Annotated in this window: 21 protein-coding genes; 19 read left to right on the top strand and 2 right to left on the bottom strand. The window is 61.2% G+C overall.

All coding sequences use genetic code 11. The annotated features are described in order from the left end of the window. Positions 1-10: 10 nt before the first annotated feature. From NY78_RS09240 to NY78_RS09165, 17 genes are all read left to right on the top strand, one after another. Complete coding sequence (locus NY78_RS09240) at positions 11-1,309, top strand: sigma-54 interaction domain-containing protein (RefSeq protein WP_043634743.1); 1,299 nt, start codon at positions 11-13, stop codon at positions 1,307-1,309. A 199-nt stretch (positions 1,310-1,508) separates the two neighbouring features. Continuing rightward, positions 1,509-1,886: a type IV pilin protein gene (locus tag NY78_RS09235; protein WP_043634740.1), complete on the top strand. Its 378-nt coding sequence runs from the start codon at positions 1,509-1,511 to the stop codon at positions 1,884-1,886. An 83-nt stretch (positions 1,887-1,969) separates the two neighbouring features. Next, the gene (locus NY78_RS09230) at positions 1,970-2,341 is read left to right on the top strand and encodes a type IV pilin protein (protein WP_231583889.1); all 372 of its coding nucleotides are present in this window, start codon (positions 1,970-1,972) and stop codon (positions 2,339-2,341) included. Positions 2,342-2,408: 67 nt separating this feature from the next. Next, entirely contained in the window at positions 2,409-4,526 is a 2,118-nt protein-coding gene (locus NY78_RS09225) for a hypothetical protein (protein WP_043634738.1), read from the top strand. A gap of 62 nt (positions 4,527-4,588) precedes the next feature. After that, positions 4,589-6,436: a glycosyltransferase family 39 protein gene (locus NY78_RS09220; RefSeq protein ID WP_082139947.1), complete on the top strand. Its 1,848-nt coding sequence runs from the start codon at positions 4,589-4,591 to the stop codon at positions 6,434-6,436. Between the two features lie 24 nt (positions 6,437-6,460). Then, the gene (locus NY78_RS09215; protein WP_047960110.1) at positions 6,461-7,933 is read left to right on the top strand and encodes a glycosyltransferase; all 1,473 of its coding nucleotides are present in this window, start codon (positions 6,461-6,463) and stop codon (positions 7,931-7,933) included. 226 nt (positions 7,934-8,159) lie between these two features. Continuing rightward, positions 8,160-8,708, top strand: a complete 549-nt coding sequence (locus NY78_RS09210; RefSeq protein WP_082139946.1) for a GspH/FimT family pseudopilin — start codon at positions 8,160-8,162, stop codon at positions 8,706-8,708. Beyond that, positions 8,705-9,142, top strand: a complete 438-nt coding sequence (locus NY78_RS09205) for a type II secretion system protein (RefSeq protein ID WP_043634732.1) — start codon at positions 8,705-8,707, stop codon at positions 9,140-9,142. Before NY78_RS09210 ends, NY78_RS09205 begins: the two co-directional genes overlap by 4 nt. 1 nt (position 9,143) lies before the next feature. Continuing rightward, the gene (locus NY78_RS09200) at positions 9,144-9,671 is read left to right on the top strand and encodes a PulJ/GspJ family protein (protein WP_043634729.1); all 528 of its coding nucleotides are present in this window, start codon (positions 9,144-9,146) and stop codon (positions 9,669-9,671) included. A 9-nt stretch (positions 9,672-9,680) separates the two neighbouring features. After that, positions 9,681-11,264: a hypothetical protein gene (locus NY78_RS23655; protein WP_156180906.1), complete on the top strand. Its 1,584-nt coding sequence runs from the start codon at positions 9,681-9,683 to the stop codon at positions 11,262-11,264. A 203-nt stretch (positions 11,265-11,467) separates the two neighbouring features. Continuing rightward, positions 11,468-12,883: a hypothetical protein gene (locus tag NY78_RS09195; RefSeq protein WP_047960109.1), complete on the top strand. Its 1,416-nt coding sequence runs from the start codon at positions 11,468-11,470 to the stop codon at positions 12,881-12,883. Positions 12,884-12,926: 43 nt separating this feature from the next. Continuing rightward, positions 12,927-13,481 (top strand): lytic transglycosylase domain-containing protein, encoded by a 555-nt coding sequence (locus NY78_RS09190; protein ID WP_043634727.1) that lies wholly within the window; start codon positions 12,927-12,929, stop codon positions 13,479-13,481. A gap of 118 nt (positions 13,482-13,599) precedes the next feature. Further along, positions 13,600-13,941, top strand: a complete 342-nt coding sequence (locus NY78_RS09185) for a carboxymuconolactone decarboxylase family protein (protein ID WP_043634724.1) — start codon at positions 13,600-13,602, stop codon at positions 13,939-13,941. A gap of 124 nt (positions 13,942-14,065) precedes the next feature. Then, positions 14,066-14,542, top strand: coding sequence for a hypothetical protein (locus NY78_RS09180; protein WP_043634721.1), 477 nt, complete (start codon positions 14,066-14,068; stop codon positions 14,540-14,542). Positions 14,543-14,563: 21 nt separating this feature from the next. Beyond that, on the top strand, positions 14,564-15,517 hold the full coding sequence (locus NY78_RS09175; RefSeq protein WP_043634718.1) for a nucleoside recognition domain-containing protein: 954 nt from the start codon (positions 14,564-14,566) through the stop codon (positions 15,515-15,517). Positions 15,518-15,519: 2 nt separating this feature from the next. After that, positions 15,520-16,662 carry a lytic murein transglycosylase gene (locus NY78_RS09170; RefSeq protein WP_082139943.1) on the top strand — a complete coding sequence of 381 codons (1,143 nt, stop codon included), beginning with the start codon at positions 15,520-15,522 and terminating at the stop codon, positions 16,660-16,662. A 74-nt stretch (positions 16,663-16,736) separates the two neighbouring features. Beyond that, on the top strand, positions 16,737-17,570 hold the full coding sequence (locus NY78_RS09165) for a polysaccharide deacetylase family protein (protein ID WP_043634715.1): 834 nt from the start codon (positions 16,737-16,739) through the stop codon (positions 17,568-17,570). A 365-nt stretch (positions 17,571-17,935) separates the two neighbouring features. Here the strand turns inward: NY78_RS09165 and NY78_RS09160 are convergent, their stop codons facing one another. Both NY78_RS09160 and NY78_RS09155 read right to left on the bottom strand, forming a co-directional pair. After that, the gene (locus NY78_RS09160; protein WP_043634711.1) at positions 17,936-19,162 is read right to left on the bottom strand and encodes a ParA family protein; all 1,227 of its coding nucleotides are present in this window, start codon (positions 19,160-19,162) and stop codon (positions 17,936-17,938) included. A 3-nt stretch (positions 19,163-19,165) separates the two neighbouring features. After that, entirely contained in the window at positions 19,166-19,621 is a 456-nt protein-coding gene (locus NY78_RS09155) for a hypothetical protein (protein WP_047960108.1), read from the bottom strand. A gap of 153 nt (positions 19,622-19,774) precedes the next feature. On the opposite strand from NY78_RS09155, the gene NY78_RS09150 reads away from it, so the two are divergent. Together NY78_RS09150 and NY78_RS09145 are read left to right on the top strand one after the other, a co-directional pair. Continuing rightward, complete coding sequence (locus tag NY78_RS09150) at positions 19,775-21,157, top strand: MATE family efflux transporter (protein WP_043634708.1); 1,383 nt, start codon at positions 19,775-19,777, stop codon at positions 21,155-21,157. Between the two features lie 14 nt (positions 21,158-21,171). Continuing rightward, on the top strand, positions 21,172-21,861 hold the full coding sequence (locus tag NY78_RS09145) for a ubiquinone/menaquinone biosynthesis methyltransferase (RefSeq protein ID WP_043634705.1): 690 nt from the start codon (positions 21,172-21,174) through the stop codon (positions 21,859-21,861). Positions 21,862-21,940 lie beyond the last annotated feature (79 nt).

Genomic DNA, 21,940 nt, shown 5'->3' with positions numbered 1-21,940 from the left:
GGGAAGGACCATGCGACAATGGTTCGACGTGAGTGTGGCGGTGCTCGTACCCGTGATTCTGGGCGGCGTTGCCGTCCTGGCAGTCTTGTGCGCCGGGTATCTGCCGCAGCTTTTCCCTGGTATATTTCCGCATACTTTCAAATTCCTGGCGGCAATTTCGGCTGGTGTGGCCGTGGCCGGCACCTCGCTGGTCTTTGTCTTGGCTGCCTTGCGCCCCATCCGTCGCTTGCTGCGTTCCACGGTCCCGGCCATCCCCTTTCCCGCCCCGCACCAGCGGCGGCCCATGGGGGATTTCGACCGACTGGGCCTTGTGGCCGAGCAGATGGCCGAGGTATTGGGAACACTGGACGCCCGGACCCTTTTCCCGAACATGGTGGGCGAGAGCCGGGTGATGCGGGGTCTTTTCTCCCAGATTCTCAAGGTATCGGCCTCGGATGCGACTGTCCTGCTGCTTGGCGAATCCGGCACGGGCAAGGAGTTGGCCGCCCGCAGCCTGCATGAGAAAAGTCCCCGGGCCGGCGGGCCGTTCGTGGCAGTCAATTGCGCCGCCATTGCCTCGGGGTTGCTGGAAAGCGAATTGTTTGGCCATGAAAGAGGGGCATTTACCGGCGCTGTGGCCCGCAAGATCGGCAAGTTCGAGCAGGCGGCCGGCGGGACGCTGTTTCTGGACGAAATCGGCGATATGCCGTTGGAAACCCAGGCCAAAATTCTACGGGCCTTGGAAGCGCGCCAGTTCGAGCGGGTGGGGGGCATCACCCCGGTGGTTGTCGATGTCCGGGTGGTGGCCGCCACCCATCGAGATCTGGCCGCCATGATCCGGCAGGGAACTTTTCGTGAGGACCTCTACCACCGGCTCAACGTTTTTCCTCTCCAGTTGCCGCCTTTGCGGGAGCGCCGGGAGGATATTCCCCTCTTGGCCGGACGATTTCTGGAAGCCCTGCGCCCGGGAGCCACGCTTTCCCTGGAGGCGTTGCAGCGACTTTTGGCCTATGGCTGGCCGGGCAATGTTCGGGAGCTTAAAAACACGCTGGAGCGGGCCTCGGTGCTGGCCGGCGGCGACGCTGTGCTGCCGCGGCATCTGCCCGGCTTGTCTGACGCGGGGGCGGCAACGGCTGGCGATGCCGACGAAGCCACGGATCTCGACAGCCGGCTGGCGGCCTATGAGCGGTCGCTGATTGAGGCGGCGCTGTCGCGCACCGGCGGCGTGCAGTCCCGGGCAGCCGCGCTGCTTGGCATCAAGGAGCGCAGCCTGTGGCACCGGGTGAAAAAGCACGGCATCGCCCCGGAAGCCTTTCGGGACAACGGCTAAGCGGTGTTCTCCAAATTTTGATGGACAAGGCTTCAAAAAATGGAGGACATTGGGCGCAACGGCAGACAGCCTGCGTTACGCATGCCTCGCAGGGCGTGCAGACAGGTCGTTTCGAACCGCCTTGAAATGGTGACACGGTTCTTGCTAGGGAAATGAAGCGCCGCCCGCAACGGCCTAAACCCATCGGAGGAAAACGGAAATGCTAAAGCCCCGTGATCGCAAAAGAGAGCAGAAAGGTTTCACCCTTATTGAAATCATCGCCGTCCTGGTCATCCTCGGCATCCTGGCCGTGGTGGCCGTGCCCAAGTATTTCGACATGCAGGATCAGGCCCGGATGCAGGCTGCCAGAGGACTGATCTCTTCGGCCCAGTCTCAGTTGAGCCTTGGGTATGCCAACTCCAAACTCAATACGTCGTATGCGTTTGCCACGGGCACGGAATGCGCCAAGGTCGTCGTCTCCAACGCGGGCGGTGTTGTCGCCAACCTCAACTGCACGGGGACCAACGCCGTGACCATCACTGCCAACGTGGGCCCCCAAACCGCCACTGGTTACTGGAACAATCCGGACGGCAACTAGCCTGATTATAAAGCGGCGGCGCTCTCCCCCGCGCCGCCGCTTTCGCTTGGTACCTAATGCAGACACACGCATCCAGACAGCCGTTGCGTCACCCCGCCCAAGGTTTCACCCTTATTGAAATCATCGCGGTACTTGTCCTGCTGGGAATCCTGGCCGTAGCAGCGATCCCGATGTATCAATCGCTGCAAGCAGAAAGTCGGAAGCAGGGGGCGGAGAATCTGTTGGCCGCTGCCCAGGCCCAACTCTCCCTGGATTTTGCCCGCAGAACTGTGGCCGGCTTGTCTCTGGACGTCCTGAGTCAGGGGACCTGCAATATTGTTATTGCCAATGATTCCACGACAATTGCGAATTTATCCTGTGCTGGGAGTCTTGATGGCACGGTGTCCATCAACGCTTCCATTGATGGCGTCCAGGTCTCTGGAAACTGGGAGAGCCCCCTGGCTGGCGGTTCCTGATCGTAGGAAAGAGCCCGCAGCGGTCTACCGGTGCCGCCCGCATTTTAAATACGTTTCGTGAGGCTCCATGCGACAGTTCCCGCGCCTGACCAGGACGTGGCCGTACCTTCCGTTCGTACTCCTCTTTCTCGGTCTGGGCGTCCTCTGGGGGCGTTGGCCTATCGCCGCTCTGGATTTCGATCTCTGGTATCACCTCACCGGCGGGGCCTACATCGCCGAGCATCTGCACCTGCCGACCGAACCGTTTTTTTCCTACATCCAGGCTGAAAAGACCTGGCTGGATTATTATTGGCTCTACCAGCTTCTGGTCCACGGCCTGTATTCCCTGGCCGGCTATCCGGCCCTGGTCGCCCTGCGCGGCTGCATCTTCCTGGCCTCGGTTGCCTGCGTTTGGGCCTACCTGCGCCGGGCCTGCCGGGATGATGGGCCAAACGCGCTTTTGCCCGTGTTGGTCCTGACCTGTGCCTATGCCCTGGCCCTGCAGCCCCGGGACCTGATCCTGCGGCCGCACGCTGTGACCTATTTGTTTGTGCTGTTCATCCACTATATCGTCAATTACCGGCCAAAGCTGGCTTGGCTGCTGCCTCTTTGCACGGTGGTCTGGGCCAATATCCACGGCGTGGAATACCCGGTCCTGCTGTTGGTGTTCGGGGCCTATCTGGCCGAATATTTCAGCCAGAGCCTCTTTTTTAAGACCAAGCCCAACCCGTTGCGGCCGGTGCGTTGGCCGCTGATCGTTTCCCTCTACGCCATCCTGGCCACGCCGGCCGGCCTGGATCTGTTGCCCAAGCCCTTTTTTAGCCCCCCGTTTCACGAACTGTCGGTCATGGAGTTGGCTCCCCAGCCGCTTCTGAAATTTCTTGGCCTGCAGTTGGCCCTGGACGGCCGGTTGGTGGATGCAGCCGTCAACGCCCTGGTGGTTGGCGCGGTGTTGGGGGCGATCTGGTTGGCCGTGTTGCGGCAATTGCGGGTGGCTCAGCTGGTCTTGCTGGCCGGGGCATTGGTCATGCTGCCCATGATGATCCGATTCACCTTTGAATTCATGGTGCTGGTCCTGCCGATACTGGGCGACGCCCTGGCGGTCTGGGTGGCCCGCAGACGACGGCAATGGGACGTGCGGCTTGTTGCGGCGGCCTCCCTCGTCTGCGTCGGTCTGACTCTGTGGAGTACCAACGCCTATCTGGGGCATCGCCCGTATTTTCCAGTCGATAAATCGCGGTTGCCCGAGGGCGTGTGCAATTTTCTGTTGGAGCAGGGTCCGGGCGGGCGGGTCTACAATATTGCCAATCCTGGCGGTTATCTGGAATGGCGGCTTTACCCGAAGTACCAGATCGGCATGGATATGCAGACCATGCTTTTTGCCACCAAGGACCTGTATGCCGCCAATGCCGCCTTCAGCGACAAGAACGTGCTGGCCCGCATCATCGGACAATACGACCCCGGATTCCTGCTGGCCCATGTTGGCGACAAGGACTTTAAAAAGGTCATCGCGGAGTTTCCCCAATTCGAGCAGGTCTATTTTGATGATGTCCTGGTGGTTTACGCCGATGCCGGGAAGTACCCGGAACTGGTTCAGCGATTTCGCTTGCAGGTACTCGATTATGCAGACTGGCAAAGCACCAATTTTGAGCAGATGGATCAGGAACATCGGACCAAGGCCGCCGAGGAATGCCGCCGGCTGCTGGAGTCGTATCCCGGGGGGCTGACGGCCAACACCATTGCGGCCAAGCTCTTCTTGGCCGGCGACAGCCCGGCCCAGGCAACGATTCAGGCCGACGTCGTCACGCGCCTGTATCCAGATCGGTTCATGGGTTACGCCCTCAAGGGACTGGCGGCGTTTGCCAACGGTCGCTTCGAGGAGTCCCTTGCCTGGCAAAAACGAGCGTTGGATCGGGCGATGCCCAGCGAACGAGAGCCGGTGCTGCGCAACCTCTACGCCAGCCATGTCCGGCTTAACCAGATGAACGCCGCCTACAACACGCTTTTGGAAATCTCCAATCCCATGCGTCCGGCCACGTCCGTCAAGGATCTCTACGATCTGGCCCTGACTGCCATCGCTTCCGGCCGGGAGCGCCAGGGCCGGGTGCTGCTGACCTTGGCCCGGCTGAAAGTTCCGCCGACCGACGCCAAGATGGTGGAGGATATTGACGCGATGGCAGCCATGCTGCCCCCTGAGGCGAATTGAAGCCGCCGAGGTGTGGCCGTGAAGGAAGGATGATGCGAACGACTCGGGCAGGACGGTAGTCCATGGGTGTCACGCCAAACGGCAGGGAAGCCGGGGGTGGGAGAAAACAGCTCGCTCTGGCTTTCTGGATGCTCTGTGTCCTGGCCGGACTGGGGGTCTGCGCCTATCTGCTGTCCGCCGGCTGGGGCCGGTGGGGCGATTTGCAGATCGATTTCGGTCGGGAAGTCTACATCCCCTGGCAGTTGGCCCAGGGGCGCGTCCTGTACCGGGATCTCACGTATTCCTACGGTCCGCTGTCGCCCTATGTTCAGGCTGGTCTGTTTCGCCTGTTCGGAGCGAGCTTGTCGGTGGTGCTGGTCAGCAACGCCGGGCTGTTGCTGGCGACGACGCTGGCCGTGTGGAAACTCGTGCGCACGCAGTCCGACTCCCGCACCGCCTTGGTGGCCGTTTGGACCTTTGTGCTGCTGTGCGGACTCAATCAGGTTCTGTCTCTTGGCAATTACAATTTCATAACGCCGTATTCCCATGCCCTGACCTACGGGTTGTGTCTGGCGCTGTTTGCCCTAGCGCTGTTTGGGCGATTTCTGGCCCGCCGGACCATGGGGGCGGCTTTTGGGGCCGGATTCCTGACCGGGACGGCCATGCTGACCAAGCCTGAAATCTGCCTTGCCTTGGGACTGGCCCTGGCCCTGGGTTGGGGGATGCTCTTGCGCCAGGACTGGCCCCGGCGGGGACGGGGCGGCGCCTGTCTGGGCGTGTTTGCGGCGGGCTGGGCGCTTCCTCTGGTTCTGGCCTTTGCTGCCTTGGTCACGGTGCTGTCGCCGGCCCAGGTGTTTGCCGCTTTTTATGAGCCCTGGTCCATGATGTTTGATCCAAGCATCAACGGCAATACCTTCTACGTGACCGTCTTTGGCGGCGGTAATCTGCTGGCCAGTTTGCAGGCCATGGGCTGGTCCCTGGCGGCAAATGGCGTGGTCTGCCTCTATGTGCTGTGCCTGGGCGTGCTGGCGCGGCGCATCGGCGGGGCAGGTTCCCTGCTTGGCCCGGCCGCGGCCATGGCCGGCGTGGCTGTGGTGTTTTGGCATTTATCGCTTCCCGAGCAGGCGGAGTTGTTTTTCCGTTTGCCACAGGCTTGGCCGCTCCTCCTGGCCGCGTTGACGCTCTGGCTGTTGGCTGGGCAGTGGAGCGCTGGTACGGGGCAGGGCGGGACGGGTCTCATGTCGCTGGTTCTGGTCGGCTTTGCCGCAGCCTTGGTCCTCAAAATCGCCTGTAACGCCAATCTGTACCATTATGGGGCGCTTTTGCTTGCCCCGGGGTGTCTTGTTTTGGTCGTGTGCTTGTTGCGGGTGCTGCCGGCTGTTTGTGGGGCCAAGGCGACGGCCCCGCGCTCCGTGTTTGCCGCTGGCGCGACGTTTGTTTGCCTCTTTTCCCTGATAGCGGTTCAGCTTTCGGTCCTGGCCTTTGCCCGCAAGACGGAGGTGGTGACCACGGCTCGGGGGAGCATGGCCTGGGACGCACGGGGAGCGCTTGTGCGTGAGGCCCTGTCGCAACTGGAACACTTGGCCGGACCAGAGGACACCCTGGCGGTCCTGCCGGAAGGGGCGATGCTCAATTTTCTGACCGGACGGGCCAATCCCAACCGCTATGTCAATCTTGTGCTCTGGGACTATATGGCTGGTTTGTCGCAGAATATTCTGGCTATTTACGAGGCCGCGCCGCCGGACTGGATTGTCTTCATGCAACGGGATACGACAGAGTTTGGCTATGATTTTTTCTGTCGCGGCTATGGTCAGGACTTATGTCGCTGGATCGGACAAGAGTACGAGGAAGTGGCGGTTTTCGGCGCAAGACCGCTGGTGGACAACCGGTTTGGCCTGCTCTTGCTGCGCAGGAAGCCTTCGGGCGGCTGATGCGCGCCCGTTTACGGAGTTGACATGAGGTCGCAGGAACCGCCCGTTGACAGTGGACGCTGGCGTCTTGACGCTCTGGACGGCGAGCGTCGGGCCAGAAGCGAATTTCAGGAGCGCACGGCTGGCCGTCGACAGCACTGGGTGGATGCCAATCCCTATTATTACGGGAAAGTGGCCCGTTTGCTGCGCCATATCATCGAACCGGGGTGCAGTGTTTTGCATCTGCGCTGCGAGACAGGGTATTTTCTTGATGCCGTAGCGCCCGGACGCGGCATCGGGGTGGAGATCAGCCCGGCTATGGTCGCGGTGGCTGCCAAGGCCTATCCGCATCTGGAATTCGTCTGTAGCGAGCCCCAGGACTATGCCGGCCAGGGACCATTTGACTATGTGCTTTGCAGCAATATTTCGGATACGCCCGATGTGCTGGCGCTTCTGGAAAATGCGGCCCGACAGTGCGGCCCGCGTTCCAGGTTGATTTTGTATTCGTACAACTATTTGTGGCAGCCCCTGCTCGAATGGGCTTCGCGCCGCGGACGCCGTGCGCCGGTCATGGAACCCAACTGGTTGTCGATTGAGGATTTGCAGTGTTTCCTCAATCTGGCCGGATTTGAATTGATCCGGACCTTTCGGGTTGTCCTGTTGCCGAAAAAGATTCCCCTGTTGTCCGAATTCGCCAATCGCGTCCTGGCCTGGATTCCCGGACTTTCCAGCTTGTGTATGACCTCCGTCTTGGTGGCCCGTCCCGTTCCCCGCCCCCGGCCCGTCGGGGACATCTCGGTATCGGTCATTGTTCCGTGCAAAAACGAGGAAGGCAACATTGCCGCAGCCGTGGCCCGCATCCCGGAGATGGGACGCGGCACGGAGATCATTTTTTGCGACGACAAATCGACGGATGAGACGCTGCGCGCCGTGGAGCAGGCGATTCGGGACAATCCGCGCCGAAATATCCGGCTTGTTCACGGCCCTGGCGTCTGCAAGGCGCACAATGTCTGGTGCGGCTTCCGGGCGGCGACAGGCGAGGCGCTTATGATTCTTGATGCCGATCTGGCGGTTATGCCGGAGGAATTGCCCTATTTTCTCAATGCACTGGCTGCCGGGTCCGGCGATCTGATCAATGGCAGTCGCATGGTCTATCCCATTGCCAACAATGCCATGAAGTTTCTTAATTTCATGGGCAACAAGGGCTTCAGTTTTCTTTTTTCCCTGCTTTTTGGCCACTATATCAAGGATACGCTGTGCGGTACAAAAGTGCTGTGGCGCGAAGACTTCAAGAGGATCGAAAGTTTGATCGGTGCCTGGGGCGTCGAAGATCTCTGGGGTGATTACGATCTGCTGTTTGGGGCCACCAAGCGCTCACTGGTCATCCACGACCTGCCGGTTCATTATCAGGAACGCATTTCTGGTGTGACCAAAATGCGCCGGGTTTTCTGGAACGGACTGCGGATGTTGCGGATGCTGCTCGCGGCCTGGCGCAAACTCCGCTTGGAATATTATTGAGTATCTCTGCTGTGTTGGCGTGAAAAGTGTTCCTTTTGACTCTGACTGATTCTGTTTTGTTGCATTGTGCGCGGCGGCAGGGAGGGTGGGAACTGCTTGTGTCCTGGGCCTGCTGTTATGGGCTGACGCTGTTGACAGGAGAATCGTGAATCCGGTCGCGTGCAGTCGTCGGGACTTCCCGGGCCAGGGCAATTGCGTTAGGACTGAATTGAGGCTGGAGGATTGCATGCAGGAGCCATTGTCATCCCGCGAGGGCGAATCCTCGTTGCGCCTGATTGGAGCACAAGGGAGGTCTTGTGTGCAGTTACGGGCGGCAGGCTTTAGTCTGATTGAGATTATTGCCGTGCTGGTACTGCTTGGACTGTTGGCCCTGGCCGTCATCAACCGCCCGGGGACCAAAGGGACGCAGGCCATCGTCGAAGCGGACGCTCTGCGGGCCGCCCTCCGCTATGCCCAGAGCCGGGCTATGGCTGATGTCTACACCTGGGGCATCAGCATATCGAGCGGCAGTTACCAGCTCGTGGAAGATAATCCCAATGTGAACGGCGGCATTTTGCCCGGCCAGTCTTCCAATTCCCGGACCCTGCCGACCGGTGTCACCCTGTCCGGAGCCAACCTTGTGCTGTTCGATTCGCGGGGCCAGCCGGTCACGGCCAACATCGCGGTCATTGGCGGCGCCTCTGTCACTGCAAGCACCAATCAATATATTAATGTCACGGAAACACCGACGGTTCAAACCGTGACCGTGACGCCGTACACGGGGCTTATCCCATGAAAGCAAAAGGGTTCACGCTGCTTGAGTTGATCATGACCATCGTCTTGTTCGGAATCGTTTCGGTCATGGTCGTTTCTTTCTTCAATCCGGCAACGACACGATCAGATATCCCCGTGAAGCAGTTGCAGGTCGACGCACAGTTGCAGCTTGCTCTGGAAAACATGATTGCTGAAAAAAATACTAGTACATATGTGAGCAATCTTAATGCGTTGCAAACAAGTATCGGTAGCGGGAATCAGTCCACATACGGCGGTGGAACGAATTATTATGTGCTTGAAAATCGATTCGTCTGTCTCAATGGAACAAATACGTTTGTGAATAGCAGCGTCAATCAGTATCTTCTTGTCACCATTGCACCGACGGCCACGTCCGGTTCCCGGCTGAGCTATCTGTTCAGTTCCAATGCTGGAAACTGTCTCGCTGGCGGAAGCTGACATGCGACGGGAAAACACGCAGCTCTCCAACCGATTGGGATTTACCCTGATCGAGGTGGTCGCCGCCCTGGTTATTATGGGGATGATCGCACTGTTTGCCACCAACATGTTGGGCAATGCCGTGCGGGGTTACACGGCGGCGCGCAACGCCGACGAGGTGGCCCAAAAGGCGCAGCTCGCCTTGCAGCGCATGACCATCGAGTTTTCCGCCCTCGATCCGTCAACGTCCAGCGGGTCTGCGACCAATCTGACGTATGCGTATGGTGGGGTTTCCCATACTATTTCTCAAAACAGCAACACGATATACTATAGCCAGAGTGGGAATAGTTATGCGCTTCTTGATGGCGTGGCAGCCGGAAGCCTGCAGTTTCGATATTATACGGGCTATTCATCCACGGCAATGACGAGTTTTTCTAGCAATTCCAGTATCAACCTTATTGGTGTCTCCTTCAATATGCAGGGTGACGACACTTCTGTTGGGATGTCGCAAAGTTATTCGACCCGCGTGAAGGTCAATAAAATCCAATAGGGGGTCGTAATGCGGTTTTTCGCTGAACAGGTTAAACAAATCAGACGATCCCTCTCGTTCTCCGGGCGATCAACTGGTGCGACAATGCTCTGGGCTATCGCGGCCCTGGTCGTGTTGGGGGGCTTGGCGGCGACCACGGCGTCCATGAATCCATCAGCTTTGCAGAATAAATTAGCCGGTGAGCGGACATCCTCAGCATATTATGCCTCATTGGCTGGCTTGAATTACGCAAAGAGCATGGTTGAAATGGCCAACGCAAATGCGTTTGGCAGTAATTGGGGCTTGGAAAAACTCAATGCGACCTATACAGTTTCAAGTGGGAAGCAGTTTACTCTTTCTACGAAGGCTATTGACTTTACAACGTATGAGATCGTTTCCCTCGGGGTTGTGCAGTCTGCTACGGGGGCTGAGGCAAATTACCGATCTGCTGCGACGGTAACGTATATTGCCCCCTCCAACCTTGGAGAATATAATTTTTTAAATCCTTCCAATCGTCCAGACTATGCCAAGTACTCTGATAGTCAGACCAGGGATATCCCAGAAAGTTTCGATAATGCCGATATTAAGACTAAAAATTTGATTGTTGGTAAAAACTACACGTTCGGATTTGGAAATATTTGGTATACTGGGACAAATGCTGGGTTGAGTTCCCAGGGGGTGAGTCCTTTTGGTGATGGGTTTAGACTGTTCTTTACGTTTAAATTTGCCACAAATATTGGTGATGGATTTGTTGTCTCTTTTCTTAATGCTGCGGGTAATAATTATCTTTCCAGCGGTGGTGATTCTGCTGAAGGCGGAATGCTTGGCTATGCCGGAGATTCTCGCGTATACGATTCTACCGGGGGCGGGTTCTCAAGTGCAATAAAAGAGTATGTAGACCAAAGTGGATTTTCAAAAGGACTGAATCCACCAAAGTTTGGAATTGAAATTGATACATATAATAATACCAGCAGTGAGTGGTATCCTACGGCGACAAAGGCCTCATGTGATAGTGATAATGGTTTTATGAATGATTCATATAAAGACTTGGGGTGGGGAAGTACGGTGTCAAACCACGTCGGAATAGATTATTGGGGAACGGACGACCCATATTATCGGAAAACATACTATGGTCCTAATGCGAACTTTGCTGGAAATGTTAAACGGTACAGTGACGTTAGGCATGGAGAGGGGAAGAATGCAAGCAATTCTTCTGCTGATTCAAATACAAAACTGAAGTATTTCTCTTTTAATGTGGGTACGACTTATTTTTTTAGGATGGATGTAGTGAAGAGTGGCACAAATGTCGCTATTAAAAGTTGGGTTGGAACATGCAGTGGCAGTGATTTAAATTCCAGCTGTACTAATCAAGTGTATGGAAAGGCATCGCAATCTTCGTCACATACCGGTACGTTAAGCGATACTCAGAGAGATTTTGTCCCAAGTGCTGGTTATCTTGATAAGTTAAGCTATGTTTCTGTTAGTGATACATTGGCTTTAACAAGTGCGGAAAACACAAAATTTGCCAATTTCATGTGGGGCTTTACGAGCGGTTCCGGTGTCGCAACGCAGCAAATTGATTTTCGAAATATTAGCCTTTCTTTAAGACCCTAGAGGTTGTCCTTTTCCGTTTGAAAGGCCTTCCCGCAAATGGGGAGGCCTTTTTGTATTTATGATGACTGCCTATATTTGTTTATGTTTATTGTGGCCTCGGTGTGATGATGCTTGCTTCAATCATGGTATAGGGTATAAAATAAAAGACAAGGTACCGCTCTTCTCGAAGGAAGCGCAACGCTCATGTGGTGAGGTATGTTTGCGTGAGTTGCCCGTTTGTCAGCACTCTCGTCATAAAGTGTGCCCCGTTCGGTAACAACAATGAAACAGGCTTCAGCCTGCTTTTCGCCATCGTCTGCATTACACTCCTTGCCGCACTGTCTGCCGCAGTAACCATACTTTCCCCGGGCGCGACCCTGACAACGCTCACCAACTCCCGAGATCACAGCGCCTACTACATGGCCCTTTCCGGCCTCAACTACTGGTCCGCTGGCAAGACCGGCACTTACGCCTTGGGTAATGGTTCCTTCACCTTGTCCCAGGCCGGACCCGACGCCTCGGGGTTTTATACCGTCACGAGTCTTGGCCGCGTCAACCACGGCAACGCAAGCGAAGCCAACCACCAGCTCACCGCCAGGCGCAAATCCGCAAAACCCATTACCTTCGATGACGATATAGACGATTTTACCGCGCCTGTGGTCGGCAAGTCCACCAACGCCGCCAAGTCGATGCTCGTCTTTGACGTCGATCTGCCGGATGCGCCCAGTGGCCTGGCCGAGGGGGAATGGGCCACGCTGTGGGCCGAAAACGCCAGCCGCTATGCCGGCGGTTGGCTGCGTCTGGGCGGCGGACTGACTGATTCCAACGGCGCAATCTGGTACGGCGGCGATTACGGCTCCTGCCAGACCGCTGTGTGTCCTGCGGGGACCTGCCGGAACGGCGCGTGTACGCTTGGCAAGGGACTACGCGCCTATTTCGTGTTCGTTTTCCAGAACTACGACGACAGCGACGACTCCAAACGCTTTGCCGATGGTTTCACCTTCACCGTGGTCACCGCAGCCAATGATCCGGCCACGGCCGCCGGTGGTCCGGCGAGCGGGTCACGCGGGGAATACCTCGGCTATGCCGGTCCCGGTCCAGCCGGGCTTGGCATAGCGCCGCCCAAACTCGCCGTCGAGGTGGACACCTTCCCCAACACGGGACAGGGTCGGCCGACAGTGAACAACAGCCGGGCCGATGCCGGCAACGCCAACCATATTGCTGTGGTGTACTGGGGGGACGGCTCCACAAGCTATGACGACAACACCCATGGAGCCGGCAACGCCCCGGGCAACCCGGCTACGGATTCCTCGGGCTACTGCCAACGGGCCAAGCCGGCCAACGGACCCAACTGGCTCGAAGACGGGACGGCGCACAGCCTGCGCCTGGAAGTCCATCGCAGTGACGACGGCAACCGCGGACGCTACCGCGTCCTGGCCTGGGTCGACCCGAGCAAGACAGGCAGCCGCGACGTCAGCGCCGACTACACCGGCGAATCCCCACTGCTCGATCACACCGCAAGCCTCAGTTCGCAGGATCACGCCGGGATGGACGCGGTGCGCTTCGGCTGGACCGAAGGGACCGGCGGCCAAACCCAGACCGTGGCCATCTACGATTTTTCCCTGGACTTTCGGCATTAACGCAACGGTTGCCAACGCATCCGTATCCAAGCACAATCGCCGCATGTCTGCCGCTTACGCCACGCTTGCCCTGGTCTGCCTCCTCGGTGTGTCTGCAACAGCCGTTGCCGAACCCATCTACCAGTTCCACGACGCCAAAGGCGGCATCCATTTAAGTAACCGGAAACTCGACCAGAACTTTCAGCCGTTTGACTACATGCGTCTGCCGGCCGGGACCGACCACGCCAAAATCATGCCGTTTATCCGCTACTACTGTCGCCGCCACGGCGTGGACCCGGGGCTGGTGCGGGCCATGGTGGAAGTGGAGTCGGGCTTTGCCGTGCGGGCCGTCTCTCCCAAGGGCGCGGCCGGGCTCATGCAGATCATGCCCGGCACCGGCCATGATCTTGGCCTGGCCGACGCCTTTGACGGGGCCAACAACCTGGAAGCCGGCATTCGCTATATGCACGCCCTGCTTGAGGCTTACGGCGATGTGCGCCTGGCCCTGGCCGCCTACAACGCCGGGCCTGGACGGGTGAAGAAGGGCGGCAGCGTGCCCGATATTCCGGAAACCAAAGCCTATGTGGACAAGGTCCTGGCCCGGTGCGGGACGCGCTGAGACCCACTGCCGCCTTGACCGCGCCCGCGTTCTCGGACACCAAGAATTATCCGGGAGCGGTGGGGTCCGTGTTCCCGGCCCACGCCGCCGCGCAGGCGGCACAAACCAGGAGGCCGCAATGGTAGAGAATTGGCAGGAAAAATTGGGCGAGGCCGTCAAGGCCCTGGGCGCATTGGCCAAAGGCAATCCGGGCATCATGGACGGCTACAAGGCCCTGGACGGAGCCGGCAGCGCGTTTGGCACCCTGGATCTCAAGACCCGGGAACTCATCAGCCTGGCCGTGGCCGCGTCCACCCGCTGCGATACCTGCATCGCCGTCCATGCCAAGGCTGCCGTCGAAGCCGGTGCCAGCCGCGAGGAACTCCTCGAAACCCTGGCCGTGGCCATCACCCTCAACACCGGCGCAGCCTTCGTCTATTCCTCGCGTATCCTTGACGCCTACGACGCCTTCGCCAAATAACGCCGAAAATCCCTGCGGCGGGGCGGTGCATCCGCCCCGTCGTCATGGACAAACGGCCGGGAAAATGATTTTGTCGCGGCCGGTTGCAACAGGTGTTGCGGCCGGTACGTCCCCGGAGGCAAAGATGGTGGCGAAAGCGGCCCTGGCGATCCTGGCTTTGACCCTGCTCCTTGGCGGTTGTGGCGGCCTGTCCGCAAAATCCGGCGCTCCGGTTGCTCCGTCCAAAGCCATGCCCCTGACCTCGGAAACCGTGGCCGCAGTACGCGCCAAAGTCACCGCAGCCAAGGCCAAGGCCGGCAAGGCCGAAACCCGCGACGACTATGTCCGGTTGGCCCGAAACGTCTACGTCGCCCCCTGGGCCGGCGAATATTCCGCCGCCGCCACCACCGAGGCGGCCCTGGCCCAGGCTCGGTCCGGCAGCCCGGTTGCCCGGGAATATCTTGTCATCATGGTCTACGACATCCAGTTGCAAACGGCCATGGAAGGCACGAGCCTTTCGACCGAGGACTGGCGGGCCGTCTATGTCGGCTCCGGCATCATGAGCGATGCCGCCTACGTCGCCTATGTGGATATGGCCCGGGGCAACAAAGTCCTGCCCTAGCGAAACGGATAGCGCACGTCCATGGAAATTGCCTTTTCTGCCCTGCCGCGCGCCCTGCGGGCGGTGGCCGTCGATGCCGCGAGAATCTGCCTTGATCTGTTCAAGGTCATGGTGCCGATTCTCATTGGCGTGAAGATACTCAAGGAACTCGGCTGGATCGCCTATCTGGCCAAACCCCTGGCCCCGCTTATGAGTCTGGTCGGCCTGCCGCCGGAATGCGGACTGACCTGGGCCACGGCCATTGCCAACAATCTCTACGCCGCCCTGGCTGTCCACGCCGCCCTGGTCCCGGACATGGCCCCGCTGACCGTGGCCCAGTCGACCGTCATCGCCACCATGATGCTCATCGCCCACAACATCTTTGTGGAAGGGGCCATTGCCAAACGCTGCGGCGTGGGGTTCTGGGGCCAGGCGGTCTTGCGTCTGGGTGGGGCGCTGGCCTGCGGCATGCTGCTCCACGTCGTTTTTTCGGCCCTGGGCCTATTTACCGACCCGGCTCCGTTGCTCTTTACCCCCTCGGCCGAAGACAGCGGCCTTTGGACCTGGGCTTTTGGAGAAATCAAGAATCTCGGCATGATCTACTGCGTCATCGCCGCCCTGGTCGGGATCATGCGCCTGCTTGAGACGCTTGGCGTGACGAGGCTCTTCGAGGCGGCCCTGCTGCCGTTTCTGCGGCTCATGGGCATAGGCGGCGGCGCGGCCACCATCACGGTCATCGGACTGGTCATGGGACTGGCCTATGGCAGCGGGCTCATTTTGCACGACGTGCAAAAAGGCAAGGTGGCGCAGCGTGACGTCTTTTCGGCCATAAGCCTCATGAGCCTGTCCCATGCCCTTATTGAGGACACGCTCCTTATGTATCTCATCGGGGCCAGCCTGTGGGGCACGTTTGTCGGCCGGTTGCTCTTTTCCCTGGCCGTGGTGGCCGTCCTGTCCCGGGTGGCCGCCGGCTTGGCCCGGCCGAGGCTGGCCTAGCCATGCCCGGACGATCTTTTTTTCGCCTCACGCGCGCCCTGGCCCTGTTTTTGGGCCTGGGGACCGTGGCCTTGGTCATGAGCGGAGCCCTGGCCGCCTCCACGGTCGATCCGGCCTTTGAGCCGATCCTGACCCGGCTGGCTGCCGACGGGCTGCCGGAGGCGAAGTTGCGCCGGCTGTTCTCCCGGGCCGAGATGGTCTTTTCGCCCAAGGCCATGGCCGACAAACTGACCGCCCTGTACATGCGCAAGTTCGGCCTGCGTCTGGTGGCCGACATCCAGACCCGGCTTATGGCCCTGGGCTGGCATCCGGGACCGGCCGACGGCCAGCTTGATCGCATGACCCGCTGGTCCATCAAGGCCTATCAGGCCTCCGAGGGCCTGCCGCCGCTGGGGACGGCCACCGAGGCGCTGTTGGCCGAACTCGACAAATCCCCGCACCATGCCCCGGCTGATCTGGTCTTTCCTGTTTTTCCCACGGCCGAAGTCCACGATGTGGTGCTCTCGGCCGAACGCATGGCCGAGGCCCGGGAATTTTACGAGCGAAACCGGGCCGCCCTGGCCCGGACCCGCCAGACCTACGGCGTGCCCGAAGAATATCTCGTGGCGCTGTTGGCGGTGGAAACCCGGGTGGGGCGGTATCTTGGCGACGAGGTGGCCGTGGTCAATCTGGCCAGCCTCGTGGCCGGCGAAGACCCGGCCCGGCTGGCCGGCTCGTTTACCTATGAAAAACCCGCCCCGGACCGTCAGGCCTGGCTCAATAAAAAAGCGCTGGAGAAGGGCGAGTGGGCCTACGGCGAACTGCGGGCGCTTTTGCGCTACGCCGAGGCCCAGGGCATTGATGCCCTGTCCATCCCCGGTTCCATTTACGGGGCCATCGGCATCTGCCAGTTCATGCCGTCAAACGCACTCAAGTACGCCGTGGACGGCAACGGCGACGGCAAGGCCGATCTGTTTGACGTCGAGGATGCCCTGGCCAGCCTGGGCAACATCCTGCGGGCCATGGGCTGGAAACAGCCTATGTCGGAGGAGGCCATACGCAAGGTTTTTTACGGCTATAATCACAGTCAAGTGTACGTAAATACGATTATGGATGCAGCCCGGCGTTTACGTGACGCCCCTGCCTCTGGTACGACAAAACCATAATGCGGCCCGTGGCGTACTGTCGGCGTTGGGCCGGCGGAACGAGCGTCCGGGGTGTCGCTCAATCGGGGGTGCCTATGCGCGCCAAGGGGCTTTTTTGCGTCACTTCCCTGGCGACCTGTCTGCTTTTCCTGGCCCAGGTCTTGCCAGTCCGGGCCGCCACCATCCTGGTGTATCACAGCTTTGGCGTTCACACCTCCATGTCCATTTCCCTGGCGGCGTTTGAAGCCCAGCTCGATTTCCTGGAAAAAAACGGCAACAAGGTCATCGGCATCGATGAACTGGTGCGCGACGTTGCCGCCGGGCAGAATCCGCCCGACGGGGCGGTGGTCATCGCCATCGACGACGGCTGGGCCACGGTGATGCAGGCCTACGAGGTCTTAAAGCGTCGCAATCTGCCCTTTACCTTGTTTTTGCCCATGGCCTACACGGCCAATCCGTACTGCAAGGCCACCCTGTCCCAGGCCAACATCGACACGATCAAGAGCTATCCCAAAGCGACCTTTGCCGACCACTCCTTCAGCCATTCCCCGAAACTGACCAAAAGCGAGGACTTCGCCCGGGAGGACGTGCGCAAAAGCCACGAACGCTTCCGGCAGGTGCTTGGCTACGACACCAAATACTTTGCCTATCCGTACGGCGCGGTGAGCGAGACCTACGCCCGGCTGTTGCGCGAGGCCGGCTACGAATACCTCTTTGTCACCGGCGACAGTCCGGTGTCGGCCACGACCAAGATCCAGGCCATTCCGCGCATTGCGGCCCACCGGCTGTCCCTGCCGGTGCTGGCCTCGGTGCTGCGCGGCCACGCCGCCATGCTGGCCAAGGCCAAGCCGGCCCCGGCCGCGCCAACCGACAAGACCCTGGTCAGCGCCACCAAAGCGGCCGAGGTCATTCCACACAACGTGGAGTAGCAGTCAGCCTCGGGTCGGCAACCCCCTCAAATTCCAGCTGCACCTGATTCCTGAAAAAGACGAACCGGACGGCCGCTTTCCACATCCCGTGGGGCGGCCGTCCGGCGTTGGCGCGGCAGAGGGAAATTTTTTTCGGGTTGCGTGAAACTTTTTTCCCGCAGCCAAGACGTTTCGTCGCCGGCACCCCGAACAAGAGTCTCTGCCCAATCGTTTTCGGGTAGCCGCAGCCTGCGGCTGACGGCGTAACTTCCCCCGTCGACTTGGCAACGCACCCCGTCAGGTCAAACGAGCCCCAGGTGGGATTCCAAAGGGCTCAGCCCTTTGGCCGCCGGAGGCACTCTTCCTCCCTTCTCTTCCCCCTCCCCTCATTCTCCCTCTCGCGCACCAGCCGCGACGCGCCTGGCCAGGGCGTGGTAGTCTTTGGCTCCGGGGGAGCGGGGGGCGAATTCGAAGATGGTGCGGCCTTGGGCCGGCGCTTCGGAGAGTTTGGCGTTGTAGCGCACCGGCGGGCAGATGCGGTCGGGGTAGAGCGCGGCCAGTTCGTCGGCCAGGGCGGCCGGACCGCGCACGCGCTTGTCGAGAAAGGTCGGGACGATGTAGGCCAGGGACAATTCCGGACGGTAGCGCGACACGGCGGCAAAGCTGCGCAGGAATTCGGAAAAGCCTTGCAGCGACATGGCTTCGAGGGCCACCGGGGCCAGCACCTCGTGCACGTAGAAGAGCACGTTGACGGTCAGCGCATCCCAGCCCGGGGCACTGTCCACCACGATGACGTCAAAGCGGGCGTCGAGTGCGGCCAGGGCGTCATCCAGGGTCCGCTCGCCGCCGAAATCCTTGCGGCTGATCAGGCGTTTGAGCCCGGCCAGTCCCTTGCCGCCGCCAAGCAGCCAGAGATTTTCCCGGGCCGGAAGCAGGGCGGTGTCGGCATCGGCCGAACCTTCGACGAATTCGGCCAATCCCTTGGCCGGGGTCACGCCCAGGGCAAAGGCGCACTGGCCCTGGGTGTCGGCGTCGATGAGCAGCACGCGCCGGCCCAGGGCGGCCAGCCCGGCGGCCAGATTGACGGCGGTGGTGGTTTTGCCGACCCCGCCTTTGCTGAGCATCACGCCGATGCGCCGGGCCTTGGCCGCGCCCGGCGCAGGCAGCCGGGAGGGGGCCGGTTCGGCGGCGAGCTGGCTTTTGATGGCCCGAAGGGCCGCAGCTGCGGCCAGTTCCTCGGCGGCATCGGGTTCGGCCAGGATAGGCGGTCCGGTTTCTTCCTCCAGGTCCGTAACCGGGGACGCGGCTGCGGCGGCTGCGGCGGCTGCGGCGACCTGGGAAGCCGGGGCGGCAGGGGCCATTGTGACCGAAGGGGCGACGCCGGGCCGATCAACGGTCTCAAAACTCCGTTCCACCAGGGTCGGGCGTTCGAAAGCGCCGTGGGGGCGCTCGAAGCGAAGGATCGGGGCGGCCGCAGCCTGGGCCGGTTCGGGGCGGCGCATGCTGAAGCGGCGGTGGCATTTGGCGCAGATGACGCCGGTTGCGGACTGGCCTTCCGGGACATCCTGTCTGGTCCGGCAGAAGGGGCAGATGGCGTAGAGGGCGGTTTCCATGGCTCAGCCTCCAGTCTTCGGCGGGGTGGGCGCGGGCTGCGACAGCAGGCGGCGGGCCAGCGGGCTGCCGGGACCGGCCGCTTCAAAGGCGTCGCAGGCCAGGGTCAGGGCGGCTTCCAGCACAGCCGACTTGCTGACGCGCCGGGTTTGTCCGGGGGCGCTCTGGCGGGCCAGGACGTCGAGGGCGGTGCGGGCTGATTCCAGGCGGCCGACCGCCTCGGGGGCGAAATAGTGGGTGGCCTTGCGCTTGGCCTGGCGTTGCCTGGCCTTGGCCGGCACGGGGCGCAGAGTGGGACCGGCCGGGGAGGATTCCGGGCCTGGGGCCGGCTTGGCCGGCAAGGGGGCGGCAGCCCGGCGGATAAGCCGTTCCAGGGCCTGCTGGCCCGGGTAGGGCGTGGCGTCGTCGGCGCACAGCAGGGCGTCCATGATGTCGGTTGCGGCCGGTGGGGCGGATGGCATGGTCGGCTCCTCGGTTTGAGCCCGGACGGCGGTCCGGCTCCTTGACGCCAAGCAAAAACTTTGCCAAGACCCCCACCCTCGGACAGACCGCCGCCATCCGGCCCGGTCCTTGTAATCCGGCCCCGGTTTTATCGGGACCAGCGGAGACGAAGTATGAAACGCTGGCACGGCCCGGGCGGCATCGCCCACGTCTTGCGGCTGGGGTTGCCGCTTTTGGCCGGGATGGGGTCGCTGACGGCCATGCACCTGACCGACCGCATCTTTCTGGGCTGGTATTCCCAGGACGCCCTGGCCGCGTCCCTGCCGGCCGGCGTGACCTTCTTCCTGCTCACCTCGTTTTTCCTGGGCACAGCCGGCTATGCCGGGGTGCTGGTGGCCCAGCATGTCGGGGCCGGCCTCGTCGCCATGGTTGGCCGGGTGGTCTGGCAGGGCATCTATTTCGCCCTGCTGTCCTTTGTGCCGCTGACCCTGCTGGCCCTGGCCGCCGGGCCGATTTTTACGGCCATGGACCATGCCCCGGAAGTGCGCGTCCTTGAGATCGTCTATTACCGGGTGCTGATGCTCGGGGCCGGACTCATGGTGCTCGAGGCCTCGCTGGCCGCCTTTTTCAGCGGTAGGGGGCTGACGCGGGTCATCATGTTCGTCAATTTCGGCGGCGCGCTCCTCAATATCCCGCTCAATTACGTGCTGATCTTCGGCAAATTCGGGCTGCCGGCCCTGGGCGTGGCCGGTTCGGCCCTGGCCACGGTCACGGCCTGGGCCAGCATGGCCGCGGTCTACTGCCTGCTGATCTTTTCCCGGGACAACGACCGGCTCTACGGCGTCTTGCGGGGCTTTCGCTTTGACGGCGGCCTGTTTGCCCGGCTGGTGCGGCTGGGGATGCCGGGCGGAGCCCAGGTCTTTTTGGACGTGTTTGCGGCCATGGTCTTTATTGCCCTGTCCGGACGCCTGGGCCGGGCCGAGCTGACGGCCACGAGCATCGTCCTTTCGGCCAACACCCCGGCCTTTTTGCCGCTGATCGGCCTGTCCCAGGGGCTGGCCGTCATCGTCGGGCAGGCCATGGGGGCCGGGAAGCCGGCCGAGGCCGTGCGGGCCGCCGGCAGCGCCGTGCGGGTCATGGCCGTCTATATGGGCGTCATGGCCGTGATCTTCCTGACCGTGCCCGACCAGTTGGCCCGGATCTTTCAGCCAAACGACGCCGACGCCTCCTTTGCCGACGCCGTGGCCCTGTGCCGGCCGCTGTTTGCCTGGGCTGCTGTCCTCGGCTGTTGCGACATCGTCATCCACATGGCCTTTGGCGTGCTCCGCGGAGCCGGCGACACCCGCTACCTCATGTGGGCGGCGGCGGCGGTATCGGTGTTCGCCCTGGTGATCCCGGCCGTTTTCGCCGTGGCCTACGGCTGGGTCGGGGTGGTCGGGCTGTGGGGGCTCTTTGCCGGCTACGCCGCCGTCATGGCCGTGGTCTTGTGGTTGCGCTACCGGGGCCGGGCATGGCAAACCTTGCGGCTGGTCAAACCGGCCGGCGCCGGCCGCTAACTTCGGGGGGACCCATGCGCGACACGCTCGTGCGGCGGATGTTTGAGGACATCGCCTTTTCCTATGATTTCCAAAACAGCGCCCTGTCGCTTGGCATCGACATCTGGTGGCGCAGGGTGCTGGTCGGGATGCTTGAACCGACCTCGGGCATCGTCCTTGACGCGGCTACGGGCACCGGCGAAGTGGCCCTGGCCATTCGTCGCCGCCGGCCGCGCCTGACCGTGGTCGGCCTGGATTTTTCCCCGGCCATGCTGGCCCAGGCCCGGGCCAAGCGCGAGCGCAAACATGTGACGGGCTACCATCTGGGCGTGGCCGACTGCCGGGACGTGCCGCTTGCCGACGCCAGCGTGGCCGCCGTGACCATGGCCTTTGGCATCCGCAACATTGCCGAGCGGGTGGCGGTCATGCGTGAATTTCACCGGGTGCTCGTCCCGGGCGGCCAGATGCACATCATGGAATTCGGCATCCCGCGAAACGCCCTGGCTGCGGCCCTGTACCGCTTCTATTTCGACCGCATCCTGCCGCCGGTCGGCAACTTCCTGTCGCGCACCGATTACGCCTACAGCTATCTGGTCGAATCCGTCGACGCCTTCCCGCGCGACCCCGATTTCCTGGCCCAGATGGCCGAGGCCGGGTTTGGCCAGTGCCGCGTCGCCGACCTCACCTGCGGCGTTGCCCGCATCTTCACCGGGCGCAAGGGCTAGCCGGCAATAGAGATTTCCCTTGACAGCGCCCCTGCCTGTCTGGTGCAACATGGGAGACTGACAGCAGGAGCAGAGGGGA

It is taken from the genome of Desulfovibrio sp. TomC, assembly GCF_000801335.2.
Classification (GTDB): domain Bacteria; phylum Desulfobacterota; class Desulfovibrionia; order Desulfovibrionales; family Desulfovibrionaceae; genus Solidesulfovibrio.
Note: the sequence above shows the minus strand (reverse complement) of the source record. Positions and strands in the feature narration are given on the sequence as shown.

Coding starts and splice junctions, on each gene's coding strand:
- NY78_RS09160 (WP_043634711.1), bottom strand. CDS start 19,162: ATGGAAACCGCCCTCTACGCCATCTGCCCCTTCTGCCGGACCAGACAG.
- NY78_RS09145 (WP_043634705.1), top strand. CDS start 21,172: ATGCGCGACACGCTCGTGCGGCGGATGTTTGAGGACATCGCCTTTTCC.
- NY78_RS09180 (WP_043634721.1), top strand. CDS start 14,066: ATGGTGGCGAAAGCGGCCCTGGCGATCCTGGCTTTGACCCTGCTCCTT.
- NY78_RS09200 (WP_043634729.1), top strand. CDS start 9,144: ATGCGACGGGAAAACACGCAGCTCTCCAACCGATTGGGATTTACCCTG.
- NY78_RS09155 (WP_047960108.1), bottom strand. CDS start 19,621: ATGCCATCCGCCCCACCGGCCGCAACCGACATCATGGACGCCCTGCTG.
- NY78_RS09185 (WP_043634724.1), top strand. CDS start 13,600: ATGGTAGAGAATTGGCAGGAAAAATTGGGCGAGGCCGTCAAGGCCCTG.
- NY78_RS09175 (WP_043634718.1), top strand. CDS start 14,564: ATGGAAATTGCCTTTTCTGCCCTGCCGCGCGCCCTGCGGGCGGTGGCC.
- NY78_RS09205 (WP_043634732.1), top strand. CDS start 8,705: ATGAAAGCAAAAGGGTTCACGCTGCTTGAGTTGATCATGACCATCGTC.
- NY78_RS09190 (WP_043634727.1), top strand. CDS start 12,927: ATGTCTGCCGCTTACGCCACGCTTGCCCTGGTCTGCCTCCTCGGTGTG.
- NY78_RS09220 (WP_082139947.1), top strand. CDS start 4,589: ATGGGTGTCACGCCAAACGGCAGGGAAGCCGGGGGTGGGAGAAAACAG.
- NY78_RS09235 (WP_043634740.1), top strand. CDS start 1,509: ATGCTAAAGCCCCGTGATCGCAAAAGAGAGCAGAAAGGTTTCACCCTT.
- NY78_RS23655 (WP_156180906.1), top strand. CDS start 9,681: ATGCGGTTTTTCGCTGAACAGGTTAAACAAATCAGACGATCCCTCTCG.
- NY78_RS09240 (WP_043634743.1), top strand. CDS start 11: ATGCGACAATGGTTCGACGTGAGTGTGGCGGTGCTCGTACCCGTGATT.
- NY78_RS09225 (WP_043634738.1), top strand. CDS start 2,409: ATGCGACAGTTCCCGCGCCTGACCAGGACGTGGCCGTACCTTCCGTTC.
- NY78_RS09170 (WP_082139943.1), top strand. CDS start 15,520: ATGCCCGGACGATCTTTTTTTCGCCTCACGCGCGCCCTGGCCCTGTTT.
- NY78_RS09150 (WP_043634708.1), top strand. CDS start 19,775: ATGAAACGCTGGCACGGCCCGGGCGGCATCGCCCACGTCTTGCGGCTG.
- NY78_RS09210 (WP_082139946.1), top strand. CDS start 8,160: ATGCAGGAGCCATTGTCATCCCGCGAGGGCGAATCCTCGTTGCGCCTG.
- NY78_RS09215 (WP_047960110.1), top strand. CDS start 6,461: ATGAGGTCGCAGGAACCGCCCGTTGACAGTGGACGCTGGCGTCTTGAC.
- NY78_RS09165 (WP_043634715.1), top strand. CDS start 16,737: ATGCGCGCCAAGGGGCTTTTTTGCGTCACTTCCCTGGCGACCTGTCTG.